The following is a 14,281-nucleotide window of genomic DNA, read 5'->3' as shown; positions in this document are numbered from 1 at the left end:
CCCGGAAATTAAAAACAACTTAATGCGATTTTTTAACCTTTATCGGCTCTCAGTAACACGCTCAGAGTACGCCTCCGCGCAAGTAAAAACGGGCAGCCCGCAGGCTACCCGTTTTAGTGCTGACAATCGGCTAATCAGAACTTCTGCCTGAGATAATCCGTCAGGCGGGTAATAACACCTGCGGGTTCAACCGCACTCAGCGCCACCAGCGGATAATGGGCAATCTGTTGATCTTTATCCATCACCTGAATCTCACCGATGACCTCATTGGCTTTCAGCGGGGCTTCCAGATCTTTGCGATCGATCACGTACTTCGCTTTCACGTTCTGTACTTCACTGCGCGGCAGTGACAGATAAACATCTTCTGCGGTACCCACATCCACCTCATGAGGATTGCCGTACCAGACGTTTTCGCTGCCAATTTTCTTACCGGCATGGAACAGCTGAACGGTATCAAAGGTGTTCTGACCCCAGACCAGAAGTTTACGCGCCTGCTCTTCGCGGCCTTTCGGGCTTTTACCGCCCATGACGACGGCGATCAGGCGATGCTTGCCCACTACATTCGAGGCAATGATGTTAAAGCCCGCGGTCTCAGTATGACCGGTTTTCAGCCCATCAACGTGGAGATTATTATCCCACAGCAGACCATTACGGTTGTTCTGGGTAATGCCGTTCCAGGTCAGGGTCTTCTCACTGTACATGGCATAAAAGTCAGGCTCACCATCAATAATGGCGCGTGACAGTTTCGCCATATCCAGCGCGCTGGAGAACTGACCCGGCGCATCCAGACCATGAACCGTTTCAAAATGGGTATTCTGCAGGCCGAGCTTCTCAACGTAGTGATTCATCATGCCGACGAAGTTCGCTTCGCTGCCCGCAACATAATCAGCAAGGGCAACGCAGGCGTCGTTACCGGAGTCGATGATGACGCCACGGCTTAAATCCCGGACGCTCAGCTTATCGCCTGGCTTCAGGAACATCAGCGAGGAGCCTTTGAACACCGGATTACCCGCCGCCCAGGCATCTTTTCCGACCGTAACCATGTCGTCACGGCTGATTTTCTTCTGGTCAATGGCGCGATCGACCACGTAACCGGTCATCAGTTTGGTCAGGCTGGCGGGATTACGGCGTTCATCGGGATTGCCAGCGGTCAGAACCTGTCCTGTGGTGGCATCCATCAGCACCCAGGAAGCCGCATCAATCGCCGGAGGCGTCACAGGAAAGGGAATCGCATCAGCCTGCGCCAGCGAGGCCCAAAAAACAGTAGCGGTAACGGTGAACAGCAGACGCCTTTTCAACACTTCATCCTTAATTGCAATTGCACGGGAGAGAAAATTTCTAAAACGAAACGGAAACAGCCGCACGTTTTACGGCAAAAGCGTTGTGAAGGTTTGAATAAATTGAAAAAAAGTATGAACTGCGACGGATATGGCTGATGCCTGCAGGAGGGAGGTAACGGATAATTGATGCAGGAATTGAGACTGAATATTTCAATATCATCCTGGAAAACGTTAAGGTCACCACGGTATCGCCCTACCTTGCACCCAGCGACATGAGCAGCACGCAGCTGGCAACACCGGAATTACGCTATGAAGCGATAACCTGGAAATATGTCGAAGGGAATATTATCTCTCGTGACACATGAAATGAGCGAGCTACAGCCTGGGAGGTAAAAAGTCCGGTTTCCTCCTTGCCCCTGCCCTCTCAGGCAGATACTACGCCGCCCCGCTACCATCCGAAACTTCAGGCAAGTCGGATTATGGTTTACCATGTAGTGATTGAAGCCTGAGCCTGAATGACCTTGCCGGCAAAGGCACAGCTATTGTACCAGCAGCCAGGCGCCGATGAAGAAAGGCATCAAGCGAACGGGAAGCCTGATGACTTTCTGTTCATCAGTTTAGTGAACGCAATGAACGGATATGAAATTTGAATAACGACCGCGTACAGCCCACTTTCCTCTTCCACGATTACGAGACCTTCGGCACCAGCCCCTCTCGTGACCGGCCAGCCCAGTTTGCCGGCCTGCGCACCGACAGTGAGTTTAATCCGGTCGGCGAACCCGAAGTGTTCTACTGCCGTCCGCCTGATGACTATCTGCCACAGCCCGAAGCGGTAATGATCACCGGCATTACCCCGCAGATAGCGATGAGTCGCGGCGTGATCGAAGCTGAGTTCGCTGAACGCATCCATGCGCTGTTCACCACGGAGCAAACCTGTGTGGTGGGCTACAACAACGTGCGTTTCGATGATGAAGTGACGCGCAATATCTTCTATCGCAACTTTTACGATCCCTATGGCTGGGCCTGGCAAAACGGCAACTCACGCTGGGATCTGCTCGACGTGATGCGTGCCTGCTACGCGTTACGGCCAGAAGGGATCAACTGGCCGGAGAATGAAGAAGGTTTTCCCAGCTTCCGGCTGGAGCATCTGACCAAAGCGAACGGCGTGTCACATGAAAATGCGCACGATGCCATGTCCGATGTTTATGCCACGCTGGCGATGGCGAAACTGGTGAAAGAGAAGCAGCCAAAACTGTTTGAGTTTTTGTTTACCCATCGTAACAAAAACAAGCTGATGAACCTGATTGATATCCCGCAGATGAAACCGCTGGTTCATGTCTCCGGCATGTTCGGTGCCGCGCGCGGTAACACCAGCTGGATCGTACCGCTGGCCTGGCATCCCGATAACCGCAATGCGCTGATTGTGGTGGATCTGGCGGGCGACATGTCACCGCTGCTGCAACTGGATGCCGACACGCTGCGTGAGCGTCTTTACACGCCGAAAAACGATCTCGGCGATCTGCCTGCGGTGCCGGTCAAACTGGTGCATATCAATAAGTGTCCGGTGCTGGCGCCTGCCAGTACGCTGCGGCCGGAAGATGCGGCCCGGCTGAATATTGATCGTCAGCACTGCCTGGCGAATCTGGCGCTGCTGCGTCAGCAGCCCGACGTGCGGGAAAAACTGGTCACGCTATTTGCCGAAGCGGAGCCGTTTACGCCGTCAGATGATGTGGACACGCAACTCTATGATGGCTTCTTCAGTGATGCCGATCGGGCGGGGATGAATATTATCCGCCAGACCGCGCCCGCGAATCTGCCTGCGCTGGACCTGAGCTTTGAGAGTGCGCGGGTAGCGAAACTGCTGTTCCGCTACCGGGCGCGTAACTTTCCCGGCACGCTGGATGATGCCGAGCAGCAACGCTGGTTGCAGCATCGTCGCGACGTGCTGAATGCCGATCGGGTGCAGGCATTTATGCAGGAACTGGAAGGTCTGGCGAATCTGCACGAAGCAGATGCAGAAAAGCTTGCGCAGCTTAAAGCGCTTTATCTGTATGCCCAGGAGCTGGTCTCTTAGTCGGCTGCCTGCTAAGGCCGGGTACCGCAACTGAACGCGGTCCCGGCACGTTACCGCGTTACATCATCACCCATACCAGCCAGGTCAGCGCAAAACCAAACAGTCCCATCAACGTGGTCAGTATTGTCCAGCTGCGTAACCCATCAGCGACTGACAAACCAAGATAACGGGTTACGACCCAGAAGCCGGAATCATTAACGTGTGACAAGCCCAGCGCACCAAAACAGGCTGACAGGGCGACCAGAACCAGTTGCATCTCACCAAGCCCAGTCACGGCACTACTCAGCAATCCACAGGTTGTGACAATTGCCACCGTTGCCGACCCCTGTGAAGCACGCAGCGCCAGTGAAAGAATAAACGCAGCGGGGATCAACGGCAGATGAATCGTCTGCAATGAACTGGCCAGCGCTTTGCCTACCCCCGATTCCACCAGCACTTTACCGAATGCTCCCCCGGCTCCTGAGACTAAAATCACCCCGGCAGCAGTGGATATCGCATTGTTTGACAGCGTTTCCAGCTTCTCTGTGGTCCAGCCACGACGCAGCCCCAGCAGCCACCCCGCAAGCGCCAGGGTAATCAGTAACGCCACCGCCGGTGATGCAACCAGCGTCAGGATTTTCAGCGGCAGGCTGCCAGGCGTAAGATGCGGCGGCAGCAACGTGCCCAGCATGATGAGCAGAATGGGCAACACGATTAAGCCTGAAATCAGCAATGCGCCCGGTGCATCGTGGTTACGGGTGGATTGCCCCTTAGCGTTCGGCTCCGTCAGCTGTAGCTGCTCCAGTACCTGAACAGAAAGATGATATTTTCGAAGATTAAGCGCTTTGGCGACGAAATAACCGGCGATTCCGGTCGGTATTGACAGGGCAATGCCGGTCATCATTAACCAGCCAGGATCGACATTCAGCAGACCGGCGGCGGCGGCGGGTCCCGGATGAGTGGGTACCGTAACATGCACCATCAGCATCATGCCCGCCATGGGCAGACCAAACTTCAGCGGCGATACGCGCATCACTTTGGTAAAGCCATAGATCAGCGGGACCACGATAATAAACCCGACGTCAAAAAACACCGGCAATCCCAGAATAAAGGCCACGGTGGTTAACGCCGCGACCATGCGCTGCGGTCCGCATAGCTGCGCGAAGCGGTTTGCCAGTCGATCGGCCCCGCCGGATGTTTCAATAATCGCGCCAAGTATCGCACCCAGCACAATGATGGCGGCAATACTGCCGAGCAGGCTGCCCATCCCGCCAAGGATCACTTTCATGATGTTTTCGGCCGGGATACCGGTGGTGATGGCGACAAACAGGCTGGCAACCAGCAGCGCAATAAACGGATGGACTTTGGCTTTGATTACCAGCAGCAACAGCAGAATCACGCTGACCAGCGCGATGGATAACAGCAGCGTAGTGGACATCGGCAGACCTCTGATTAATTATAATTTTCAGTAAGTTATATTTTATTTTTTGAACACTGGTGTGATTAAGCTGCAGCAGAACTCACACCGTTTGTCTGACAATCGGTGTGAGTGGCGTACAGGTGATTAGCGGCGCGTACGCCAGGGAGCAAACCAGCCAAGGCCTTCGGTAGTGTTGCCGCGCGGGATATATTCGCAACCCACCCAGCCGGAATAGCCGACCTCATCCAGCAGTGAGTAGAGATAGGGATAGTTGATTTCACCCTCATCCGGTTCATGACGATCCGGTGCCGAAGCAATCTGCACGTGCCGATAGCGTCCGGCATAGTGGCGAATCAGATGGCTGAGGTTGCCATCCACCCGTTGCGCATGGAACAGGTCGAGCTGAGTGAAGACATTGGGTCGATCGATCAGTTCGACCATCTCCAGCGTCTGGTACTGGCTGGCGTAGAGATAGTTGGGTTTGGTGGTGGGATTAAGCGCCTCAATCAGCAGGATGATGCCATGCGGCGCAAAGCGCTCTGATGCATAACGCATATTGCTGATAAAGGTCTCAACATAGTGCTGACGGTCAGCGTCGGGCGGCACCGTCGCCGCCATGATGTGAACCTGAGGGCACTCCAGCGCCAGCGCATAGCTCAGGGCGCGATCGATATCCGCCTTTGCTTCCGCTTCCCGTCCGGGGATGGCGGAGACGCCCCACTCACCCGCTGCGACGTTGCCGGGTGCAGTATTGAACAGCACCAGTTGCAGCTGATTATCATCGAGCCACTGTTTTATCTGCGGGGCGGGATAGTCATAAGGAAACAGAAATTCGACGGCGGTGAAACCGGCTTCCGCCGCTGCAGCGAAGCGTTCAGCAAACGGCAATTCAGTAAATTGCGTCGAAAGGTTAGCAGCAAACTTCGGCATTATCGGCTCCTTAATTCCGCCACTTCGGCATCATTGAGATAACGGATTGGGCGGTCGCCTAAGGTAAAGATCAGCCGGGCGGTCTCTTCCAGCTCTTCAGTATTGTCTGCCGCTTCCTGTAACGATTTCCCCACTACCACCGGGCCATGATTCGCCAGCAGAAAGGCACGGTAACGTGGAGCCAGCGCCGCCAGATCCTCGGCCAGTCGCCCATCACCCGGCTTGTAGTAAGGCACGACCGGCACATCACCGACACGCATCACCACATAGGGAGTAAACGGACGAATGCAGTTGTCCGTGTCCAGTCCCTGTAAGCAGGAGAGCGCCGTCAGGTAGTGGCTATGCAGATGCACCACCGCCCTGCAGTCGGGATTATTCAGATAGAGCGCGCGGTGAAACGCAATCTCTTTGGAGGGTTTATCACCGGAGAGCCATTCGCCGTCAGGCGTGACTTTTGCCAGCCGGTCACCCTGTAATTCACCCAGGCATGAGCCGGTGGGTGTCGCCAGCAGATTGCCATCCTCCAGCAACATTGAGAGGTTGCCCGCCGAGCCGGTGGCATAGCCGCGCTGAAAAAACGATGCGCCAAGACGCACCATCTCGTCACGCGCCTGCTGTTCCGTTAAAGAGAAAGATTCAGACATCAGTAAACTCCGTTTGCGCGCGGCGGAAGAAATCTTCATCGCCAAAATTGCCCGATTTCAGTGCCAGAGAGAGCGGCTGATGAATGTCGCGCACCCAGGGCACGCCGGGCGAAATCGTCGGACCGATGTGAAAGGCCGTCACACCCAGGCTCTGCGCGACCACGCCGGAGGTTTCGCCACCCGCCACGATAAAGCGCTGCCATCCGCGCCGTTTCAGCTCGCGGGTGACGGCAGCAAACAGCTGCTCAACGGCTTCGCTGCTGCGCTGAGCACCATAACGCTGCTGAATCGCCTGCAAGTGTTGCGCGTCAGCGGTGGCAAAAAGCAGGGGTGCCAGCGTCTGATCGCTGTTCGCTTCCACCCAGTCGCATAACTGCCGGGCATAAGCCCCGGCATCTTCCAGACAGCGTTCAGTCTCAACTTCGCAGGCCGGTACCAGCTGGCGGTACGCGGCGACCTGACGATTGGTCATCTGTGAACAGGAACCGGAAAGCACCACGGCGCGATCGCCCTGCGGACGGCCTGCCTGCTCCGCTTTTGCATCACTCTCAGCCGTCGCCCACTGCCGTGCCAGACCGATGGCCAGCCCGGAACCGCCGGTGACCAGGCGCAGATCGCTCAGTGCTTCGCCCAGGGTCAACAGATGTTCCTGATGCAGGACGTCCGTTACGACGTAGTTGATCCCCTGCGCCGCCAGCTGACCCAGCGCCTGCCGTACTGACTCAGCGCCCTGATCGACCTGTGCCGCCGCGATCAGACCGGCTTTGCCCCTCGCCTGTGATGTCATCAGCCGCAGCAGGTTGCTGTCGTGCATCGGTGTGACCGGGTGATGCCGCATACCAGACTCTGACAGCAGCTGATCGCCGACAAACAGGTAGCCCTGATAAACAGTGCGGCCATTCACCGGCAGCGCCGGACAGATCACCGTCTGCGTTTCACCCAGCGCCTGCAGCAGGGCGTCGGTTACCGGACCGATATTGCCCTGCGCGGTGCTGTCGAAGGTGGAACAATATTTGAAGTAGAAGCGCTCACAGCCCTGCTTCTGCAGCCATGCCAGCGCAGCCAGCGACTGAGCAACCGCCTGGTCTGCCGGACAGGAGCGGCTCTTCAGGCTGACCACAATCGCCTGCGCCTCTGTGATTTCCTCGCTGTCAGGAATGCCGTTGAACTGAATGGTGGTCAGCCCGTTCTGCACCAGAAAACTGGCGATGTCAGTCGCACCGGTAAAATCGTCCGCTATCACGCCAAGCCGCATCAGATTTTCTCCTCAGCCTGAGGCAGCGTGATGCCGCTGAAGATTTTAATCACTGCACTGTCATCTTCCCGGCCGTAACCGGCGTTGCTGGCTTCGGTGAACATATTGAGGGCGGTTGAGGCCAGCGGCAACGGGAAGTGCAGGGATTTCGCGGTATCGGCCACCAGGTTGAGATCTTTCACAAAGATATCGACCGCCGATTTCGGGCTGTAGTCGCCATCCACCACATGCCGCATGCGGTTTTCGAACATCCATGAATTGCCTGCGGCATTGGTGACCACTTCATACATGGTTTCCAGCGGGATGCCGGCACGTGCCGCCAGCGCCATCGCTTCTGCCCCGACCGCGATATGAACACCTGCCAGCAGCTGATGGATAATTTTGACGGTTGACCCGAGGCCGATCTCACTGCCCACGCGATATACTTTGGCTGCGACGGCATCCAGTACCGATTGCAGTTGTGCAAAGGCCGCGTCGCTGCCGGACGCCATCACCGTCATCTCACCGCTGGCCGCCTTAGCGGCACCGCCGGAGACCGGTGCATCCAGCATCAGCAGATGATATTGCGCCAGCTGTTGTTCAATCTGCTGCGCATCCCGGGCGGACAGTGTGGATGAGACCATGACCACGGTGCCAGGACGCAGTTTTGCGGCCAGGCCCTCTTCACCGAACAGAATGGCGTTAACCTGCTGCGCATTTACCACCAGCAGCAAAACGGCATCAAGCTGGTCTGCAAAGGCGGATGCTGAAGGCTGCGCATCACGCGCGCCGGCCTGACGTAAGTTCTCAAGTGCGGCGGGATTCAAATCGACACCCCAGGTATTGAGACCGGCACGCAGACAGGATTTCGCAGCACCCATGCCCATGGAACCTAACCCGATAACGCAGATATTTTCAGCTGGCACGATACGCCTCCACTGTTAATTTAAGTGATTATTTGTTTGTTACTGTTAATCCTGCCAGCTTCCTGCCGGCAAAAATGTGTTGCCGCTCACAAAAAAATATTCCCGATGTGAAGCCGAACAATTTTTAACATTGCCTCATTCACAGCGCTGGCCCTGCTGCAGTGCGGTTACCGCCGCTGATGCCAAAATTACCGCTGTTATTATCTGTTCTGGTTAACCGGCAGATACTTTATAATGTGAAAAAATGATAATTATCAGGGAGCCGATATGATTCCGGTTGAACGTCATCAACAGATCCTTGCGCTGGTGGCCGATCGTGGCGTGGTGAGCATTGCAGAACTCACTGAACGGCTGGGTGTGTCACACATGACCATACGCCGTGATGTGCAGAAACTGGAGGAGCAAGGGGCCGTGCTGTCGGTCTCCGGCGGCGTGCGCTCAGCCGACCGGCTGGCGGCTGAGCCGTCACATCTGACGAAAAGCACCCTCTACAACGAGGAGAAGCGCGCCATTGGCCGCACCGCCGCCCGACAGATCCCCCGTAACAGCTGCATCTACCTGGATGCCGGAACCACGACGTTAGCGCTGGCAAGAGAAGTGGTGGATCGTGATGATTTACTGGTGGTGACCAATGATTTTATGGTGGCGAATCTGCTGATGGAGGCCAGTCAGTGCCGGGTTATTCACACGGGCGGCACCGTTTGCCGCGAGAACCGCTCCTGTGTCGGCGAGGCAGCGGCACGCAGCCTGCGTCATCTGGCCATTGATATTGCCTTTATTTCCGCCTCCTGCTGGGGGCCGCGTGGCTTGTTTACGCCGGATGAAGATAAAGTGATGGTGAAGCAGGCGGTGAGTGAGGTGAGCAGTAAGCGGGTATTGCTGAGTGACAGTTCGAAGTACAACAGGATTGCGACGTTTCTGGCTTTACCGCTGGAGAGCTTTGATCGGGTGGTGACAGATACTCATCTGAGTGAGTCGGCGCGGGAGTTGTTCAGTGCGGGGAGCTGTGAACTGGTGCTGGCTGGTTAAGCTGTCGCCGCCTTCCCTGAGGCGGGGAAGGCGGCAACGTGAGCGTGATTAAACTTCTTCGCTGAACTGCGGCACCGGATTACGGAAGCTGCGGGTTACGAACGCCAGGTAGATAATCCCGATGGCGGCCCAGATCAGGCCCAGCTCCATAGAACTCTCTTCCAGGTTCACCCACAGCGCACCCACCGTCAGCGCGCCAAGCAGCGGCAGCAGCAGATACTGAACGTGATCTTTCAGCGTGCGGTTACGCTTCTCACGGACCCAGAACTGCGCAATCACCGACAGGTTAACGAAGGTAAACGCCACCAGCGCACCAAAGTTAATCAGCGCGGTTGCGGTCACCAGGTCGAAGTTAATCGCCATCAGCGCAATCGCACCCACCAGCAGCACGTTGAGCGACGGGGTACGCCATTTCGGATGGATGTAACCGAAGAAACGCTCCGGGAACACGCCATCACGGCCCATCACATACATCAGACGCGAGACGCCAGCGTGCGCCGCCATACCGGATGCCAGCACCGTGACCACCGAGAAGATCAGGATGCCGACCTGCAACGCTTTACCGGCCACGAACAGCATGATTTCAGGCTGCGATGAGTCCGGGTGCTGGAAGCGGGTGATGTCCGGGAAGTAGAGCTGCAGGAAGTAAGATGCCGCGATAAAGATCACCCCACCAATCAGCGCGGTCAGGAAAATAGCGCGCGGAATGGTGCGTTCTGCATCTTTGGTCTCTTCCGACAGCGAACTGATGCCATCAAAGCCGAGGAACGAGAAGCAGAGTATCGTCGCACCGGTAATCATCGGCACCACATGCGCATTCTCAGACCAGAATGGACGGCTGCTCACCAGCGTGCCGGAACCTACGCCGCTTGCCACACCGTAGATTACCATCGCGGTAATCCCGACCATGACAACCACCTGCAGCACCACAATCACACTGTTGAAGTTGGCGACGGTTTTGATGCCCTTGAGGTTAGAGAGCGTCATAAATCCGACCAGCAACACCACAAAAATCCACGACGGAATGCCCGGCACCAGCGATTCGAAATAGTTTTTAGCCAGCAGGATGTTGATCATCGGCATGAACAGGTAGTCCAGCAGTGATGACCAGCCGACCATAAAGCCGACGTGCGGACTGATCGCCTTCTGAGCGTACGTATAAGCGGAGCCCGCAGAGGGGAAGCGGCGTACCAGCTTACCGTAACTCACGGCAGTGAACAGAATCGCAATCAGCGCGAAAGCATAAGCGGTGGCGACGTGACCTTCGGTCAGCCCGGAAACGATGCCAAAGGTATCGAACAGGGTCATAGGCTGCATGTAAGCTAAGCCCATCATGACGACCGGAAGTAACGTGAGTGTTTTTTTGAGTTGCGCACGCTGCGGTGCGGCGGAGGTATTAAGCGACATGCTTCAGTCCCCCATGTGCGACAACCTGGCTGGGCTGGGTCACAGGGCAACTGCGCATTAAGCGACAGGGAGTAAGGTTAGCGGTTAACGCGGCGCCGTAGTCATCACGAAAACGCGTACCAGCGTTGGCTGGCAGAGTGTAAAACATCCCCATCTTTTAATCCTCAATCTCACGCTTATGCGTGTTTTCAGTGTTTATCTATCCGGGTGCGTGCCCGGCCTCGGTTAAGTCAGCAAAAACGCTCTAATAAAACTGGATGCAAAAAAATAACCGGCGCGGTAAGCGTCGGTTATCATCTGATTTTGCAGGCCGCGTATTCTGCCCTAACCCATGGCAGGAATACAAGCCATCGGGGCATCTTATGCAAAAAAAAGCCCGTCAGATAACAGGTAAAAAAACCTGTCAGGCATTTTTCAGCATCCAGTCGATCTCGGTAGACGTAATCAGCCGTTCAAACTGCATCAGTTCATGATGCTTACAGCTGTGCCAGACACTGGCAAAGCGTTCGCCCAGTAACTTCTGCAGCGGATAGCTGTTGTCAAACTCATACAGCGCATCGCTCTGGCGGATCGGCAGAGCCAGACCCTCGGCATGGTGACCGTTGCCGGTGACCGGATGCGGCAACGGCAACTGGGTATCCAGCCCATGCAGCATCCCGGCAAGGATCGCCGACACCACCAGGTAGGGATTAGCATCCGCACCCGCAACCCGGTACTCAATACGGTGATTGTCGATATCTCCGCACGGCACCCGCAGCGCAACGGTCCGGTTGTTATGGCCCCAGGATGCCTGCAACGGCACATAGGCGTCCGGAACAAAGCGGCGATAGGCATTCACATTAGGTGCCAGCAGCGCCATTGAGGCGGGCATCAGATCGATCATCCCCGCCAGCGACCGTTTCATCAGCGGCGAATCACTGCCGTCATCGCAGGCGAAGGCGTTGTGATCGGCGGCATCCAGCATGCTGATATGCACATGCATGCCGCTGCCCGCGTACTCCTCATAGGGCTTCGCCATAAACGTGGCGGTCATACCGTGATTTTCTGCCACCTGACGAATCAGGCGTTTCAGCTGCACCGCATGGTCGCAGGCCCGCAGCACGTCGCGGGTATGATGCAGGTTAATTTCAAACTGTCCGGGCGAGGCTTCCGCCAGCGCGCCATCGGCCGGGATGCCCTGCTGACGCGCAAGATCGTCGATGTCACGCAGCACATCGGCGAAGTGATCGAGGTTATCTACCGAGTAGACCTGGCTCTGCATATTGCGTTCATCACTGCCGGGCGAACACGGCGGCTGGATAAAGCCTTCCGCATCGCGCTTTTTGTCCACCAGATAGAACTCCAGCTCTACCGCTACCACCGGAAACAGACCTCGGTTACGCAGCTGTTGCCACAGCCGGTTAAGGACATTTCGGGGTTCAACGTCAAAGGGAGTGCCATCTTGGTTGCACATGGTTAACAGCAGTTGCGCAATGTGCTGAGGGTCAGACGCGGAGGGAACTAAAGTACCGGTGACGGGCAGACAGAGATTATCGGGTTCGCCCAGTGACTGGCCGAGCCCCGCTTCTTCTACTGTGTTGCCGAGGATATCCATGGCAAACACCGAGGCGGGGAAATAACACCCTTTTTCCAGCTTAGGCAGCGCAGAGACCGGAATACGCTTGCCGCGGAACACACCATTTAAATCATTTAACAGGATGTCGACATACTGCGTGTCAGGATGGCGCTCCAGCCAGGTTTTCACCTCAAGCTGGAACGCGCTGGTTCGTTTCTCTTCACTGTGAAGCGTGAAGTCTTCCACTTCTACCAGGTTAGTCATGATCTCACCCGCCCCTATTAGGTTTGCGTAATGCTCAAAATAACAGCCACACCACTAACATAGCGCCAACATAAAAAGTGTGCAAATGTAACAAATCTGTTTGAAGAACAAACAGCAGATTGCTAGATTGAAAAAATATTGCACACTTAACCGCCAGACGTGCCCTTTCGGTAGATATTTCGAACAGCGATGCGAGGACGTGAAATGGGCATTATTTTTGACAAGCCGTTGATTGGCGTAGTGATGTGTCAGAAGGATCTGGGCGGCCATCCGAGCCAGACGGTTCACAATAAGTATACCGATGCGGTTGTCCTCGCGGATGGCGTACCGCTGGCCCTGCCCCACAGTCTGATGAATGCGCCTCATCTATTAGAAAACGCTATGGCTGTTCTGGATGGCCTGCTGCTGACCGGCAGCCCCAGCAATATCGAACCCTGGCATTATGGCGAGGCGGGCGAAGAGTTGCATGCCGATCCGGGCCGTGATCATCTCGCCTTTCAACTGATCACCTGGGCCACCAGCCATAAGATGCCGATGTTCGGGATTTGCCGTGGGCTGCAGGAGCTGGTGGTGGCGAATGGTGGCGCACTGTGGCAGGAGCTCAGCGGGCAACCGCCGTTTCAGCGTCACCATGAAGATGAGACGCTGCCGCTTGAGCAGCAGTATGCTCAGGCGCATCCAATCACTATCGAACCCGACGGCCTGCTGGCGACGCTTCTGGACAGCAACAGCCCGCTGGCGGTCAATTCACTGCATCATCAGGGGGTACGCGAACCGGGCCCGCAGCTGCGCGTTGAAGCGCGCGCGCCGGATGGCCTGATTGAGGCGGTGAGTCTGCGCCATCATCCCTTCGCCCTGGCGGTGCAGTGGCATCCCGAGTGGCAGCCGGAACACACGGCGGGATCGCAGGCGCTCTTCAGTGGCTTTATTCAGGCCGCCATTCGTTATCACAAGGAAAAAGAAAATGAGTGATGCCACGCTGGCGCCGGGACGACGGCTGGCGCAGATCCGGCAGACACTGGGGCTGTCGCAACGCCGTGTCGCCGAACTGGCCGGACTGACCCACAGCGCCATCAGCACCATTGAGCAGGATAAGGTCAGCCCGGCGGTCAGCACCCTGCAGAAGCTGCTGAAAGTCTATGGGCTCTCGCTGTCAGAGTTCTTCTCGGAACCTAAACCGGACGCGGAACCGAAGGTCATTGTCCGCGCCAGCGACCTGCTGGAGATTGGCAGTCAGGGGGTTTCGCTGAAGCTTATCGACAATGGCCGTGCACAGCGCACGCTGGGCATGCTGCTGGAAACTTATCAACCTGGCGCCAGCACCGGCGAGAAGCTGCGTCATCCCGGCGAAGAGACCGGCACGCTGCTGGAAGGAGAAATTACGCTGGTCATCAACGGAGAGCACTATCATCTCTCCGCCGGAGAGAGCTACGTCATTGATACGGGCTTACCACACAGTTTCACCAACCGTGCTGAAATCCCCTGCCGCATTGTCAGTGCCCATACGCCAGCCAACTTTTAGGCGCTTCAGGAGGTTGT

At 56.3% G+C, this 14,281-nt stretch carries 12 protein-coding genes and 1 pseudogene; 5 read left to right on the top strand and 8 right to left on the bottom strand.

Features of this window, described 5'->3' with window-relative positions; translation table 11 throughout:
• Positions 1–134: 134 nt before the first annotated feature.
• The gene (dacD, locus tag ACR8BN_RS07110; RefSeq protein WP_191914428.1) at positions 135–1,298 is read right to left on the bottom strand and encodes a serine-type D-Ala-D-Ala carboxypeptidase DacD; all 1,164 of its coding nucleotides are present in this window, start codon (positions 1,296–1,298) and stop codon (positions 135–137) included.
• A 158-nt stretch (positions 1,299–1,456) separates the two neighbouring features.
• Between dacD and ACR8BN_RS07105 the strand changes: the two are divergent.
• Positions 1,457–1,645, top strand: a pseudogene (locus ACR8BN_RS07105) (type VI secretion system tube protein Hcp); the annotation flags it as partial.
• A 281-nt stretch (positions 1,646–1,926) separates the two neighbouring features.
• Positions 1,927–3,354 (top strand): exodeoxyribonuclease I, encoded by a 1,428-nt coding sequence (sbcB, locus tag ACR8BN_RS07100; protein WP_069025160.1) that lies wholly within the window; start codon positions 1,927–1,929, stop codon positions 3,352–3,354.
• A 58-nt stretch (positions 3,355–3,412) separates the two neighbouring features.
• Here the strand turns inward: sbcB and ACR8BN_RS07095 are convergent, their stop codons facing one another.
• From ACR8BN_RS07095 to ltnD, 5 genes are all read right to left on the bottom strand, one after another.
• Entirely contained in the window at positions 3,413–4,771 is a 1,359-nt protein-coding gene (locus tag ACR8BN_RS07095) for a GntP family transporter (RefSeq protein ID WP_143990375.1), read from the bottom strand.
• Positions 4,772–4,897: 126 nt separating this feature from the next.
• Positions 4,898–5,683 carry an HPr family phosphocarrier protein gene (locus ACR8BN_RS07090; protein WP_311967555.1) on the bottom strand — a complete coding sequence of 262 codons (786 nt, stop codon included), beginning with the start codon at positions 5,681–5,683 and terminating at the stop codon, positions 4,898–4,900.
• Complete coding sequence (locus ACR8BN_RS07085; RefSeq protein ID WP_022625000.1) at positions 5,683–6,327, bottom strand: 3-oxo-tetronate 4-phosphate decarboxylase; 645 nt, start codon at positions 6,325–6,327, stop codon at positions 5,683–5,685. Before ACR8BN_RS07085 ends, ACR8BN_RS07090 begins: the two co-directional genes overlap by 1 nt.
• Positions 6,320–7,582, bottom strand: a complete 1,263-nt coding sequence (gene otnK / locus ACR8BN_RS07080) for a 3-oxo-tetronate kinase (RefSeq protein WP_434747457.1) — start codon at positions 7,580–7,582, stop codon at positions 6,320–6,322. Before otnK ends, ACR8BN_RS07085 begins: the two co-directional genes overlap by 8 nt.
• Positions 7,582–8,487, bottom strand: a complete 906-nt coding sequence (ltnD, locus tag ACR8BN_RS07075; protein WP_109650748.1) for an L-threonate dehydrogenase — start codon at positions 8,485–8,487, stop codon at positions 7,582–7,584. Before ltnD ends, otnK begins: the two co-directional genes overlap by 1 nt.
• A gap of 267 nt (positions 8,488–8,754) precedes the next feature.
• On the opposite strand from ltnD, the gene ygbI reads away from it, so the two are divergent.
• Positions 8,755–9,516 (top strand): DNA-binding transcriptional repressor YgbI, encoded by a 762-nt coding sequence (gene ygbI, locus ACR8BN_RS07070; protein ID WP_069025163.1) that lies wholly within the window; start codon positions 8,755–8,757, stop codon positions 9,514–9,516.
• Between the two features lie 48 nt (positions 9,517–9,564).
• Here the strand turns inward: ygbI and ACR8BN_RS07065 are convergent, their stop codons facing one another.
• Together ACR8BN_RS07065 and ACR8BN_RS07060 are read right to left on the bottom strand one after the other, a co-directional pair.
• Positions 9,565–10,923, bottom strand: coding sequence for an APC family permease (locus ACR8BN_RS07065; RefSeq protein ID WP_010248042.1), 1,359 nt, complete (start codon positions 10,921–10,923; stop codon positions 9,565–9,567).
• 403 nt (positions 10,924–11,326) lie between these two features.
• Positions 11,327–12,742, bottom strand: a complete 1,416-nt coding sequence (locus ACR8BN_RS07060) for a glutamine synthetase family protein (RefSeq protein WP_434747456.1) — start codon at positions 12,740–12,742, stop codon at positions 11,327–11,329.
• Between the two features lie 204 nt (positions 12,743–12,946).
• Between ACR8BN_RS07060 and puuD the strand changes: the two genes are divergently transcribed.
• Positions 12,947–13,714 (top strand): gamma-glutamyl-gamma-aminobutyrate hydrolase, encoded by a 768-nt coding sequence (gene puuD / locus ACR8BN_RS07055; RefSeq protein ID WP_434747455.1) that lies wholly within the window; start codon positions 12,947–12,949, stop codon positions 13,712–13,714.
• Positions 13,707–14,264 carry an HTH-type transcriptional regulator PuuR gene (gene puuR, locus ACR8BN_RS07050; RefSeq protein WP_010670955.1) on the top strand — a complete coding sequence of 186 codons (558 nt, stop codon included), beginning with the start codon at positions 13,707–13,709 and terminating at the stop codon, positions 14,262–14,264. Before puuD ends, puuR begins: the two co-directional genes overlap by 8 nt.
• Positions 14,265–14,281 lie beyond the last annotated feature (17 nt).

The organism is Pantoea sp. Lu_F5_004 (genome assembly GCF_051136245.1).
Classification (GTDB): domain Bacteria; phylum Pseudomonadota; class Gammaproteobacteria; order Enterobacterales; family Enterobacteriaceae; genus Pantoea; species Pantoea agglomerans.
The sequence above is the reverse complement of the archived record's forward strand: the minus strand, read 5'-3'. Positions and strand labels throughout refer to the sequence as shown.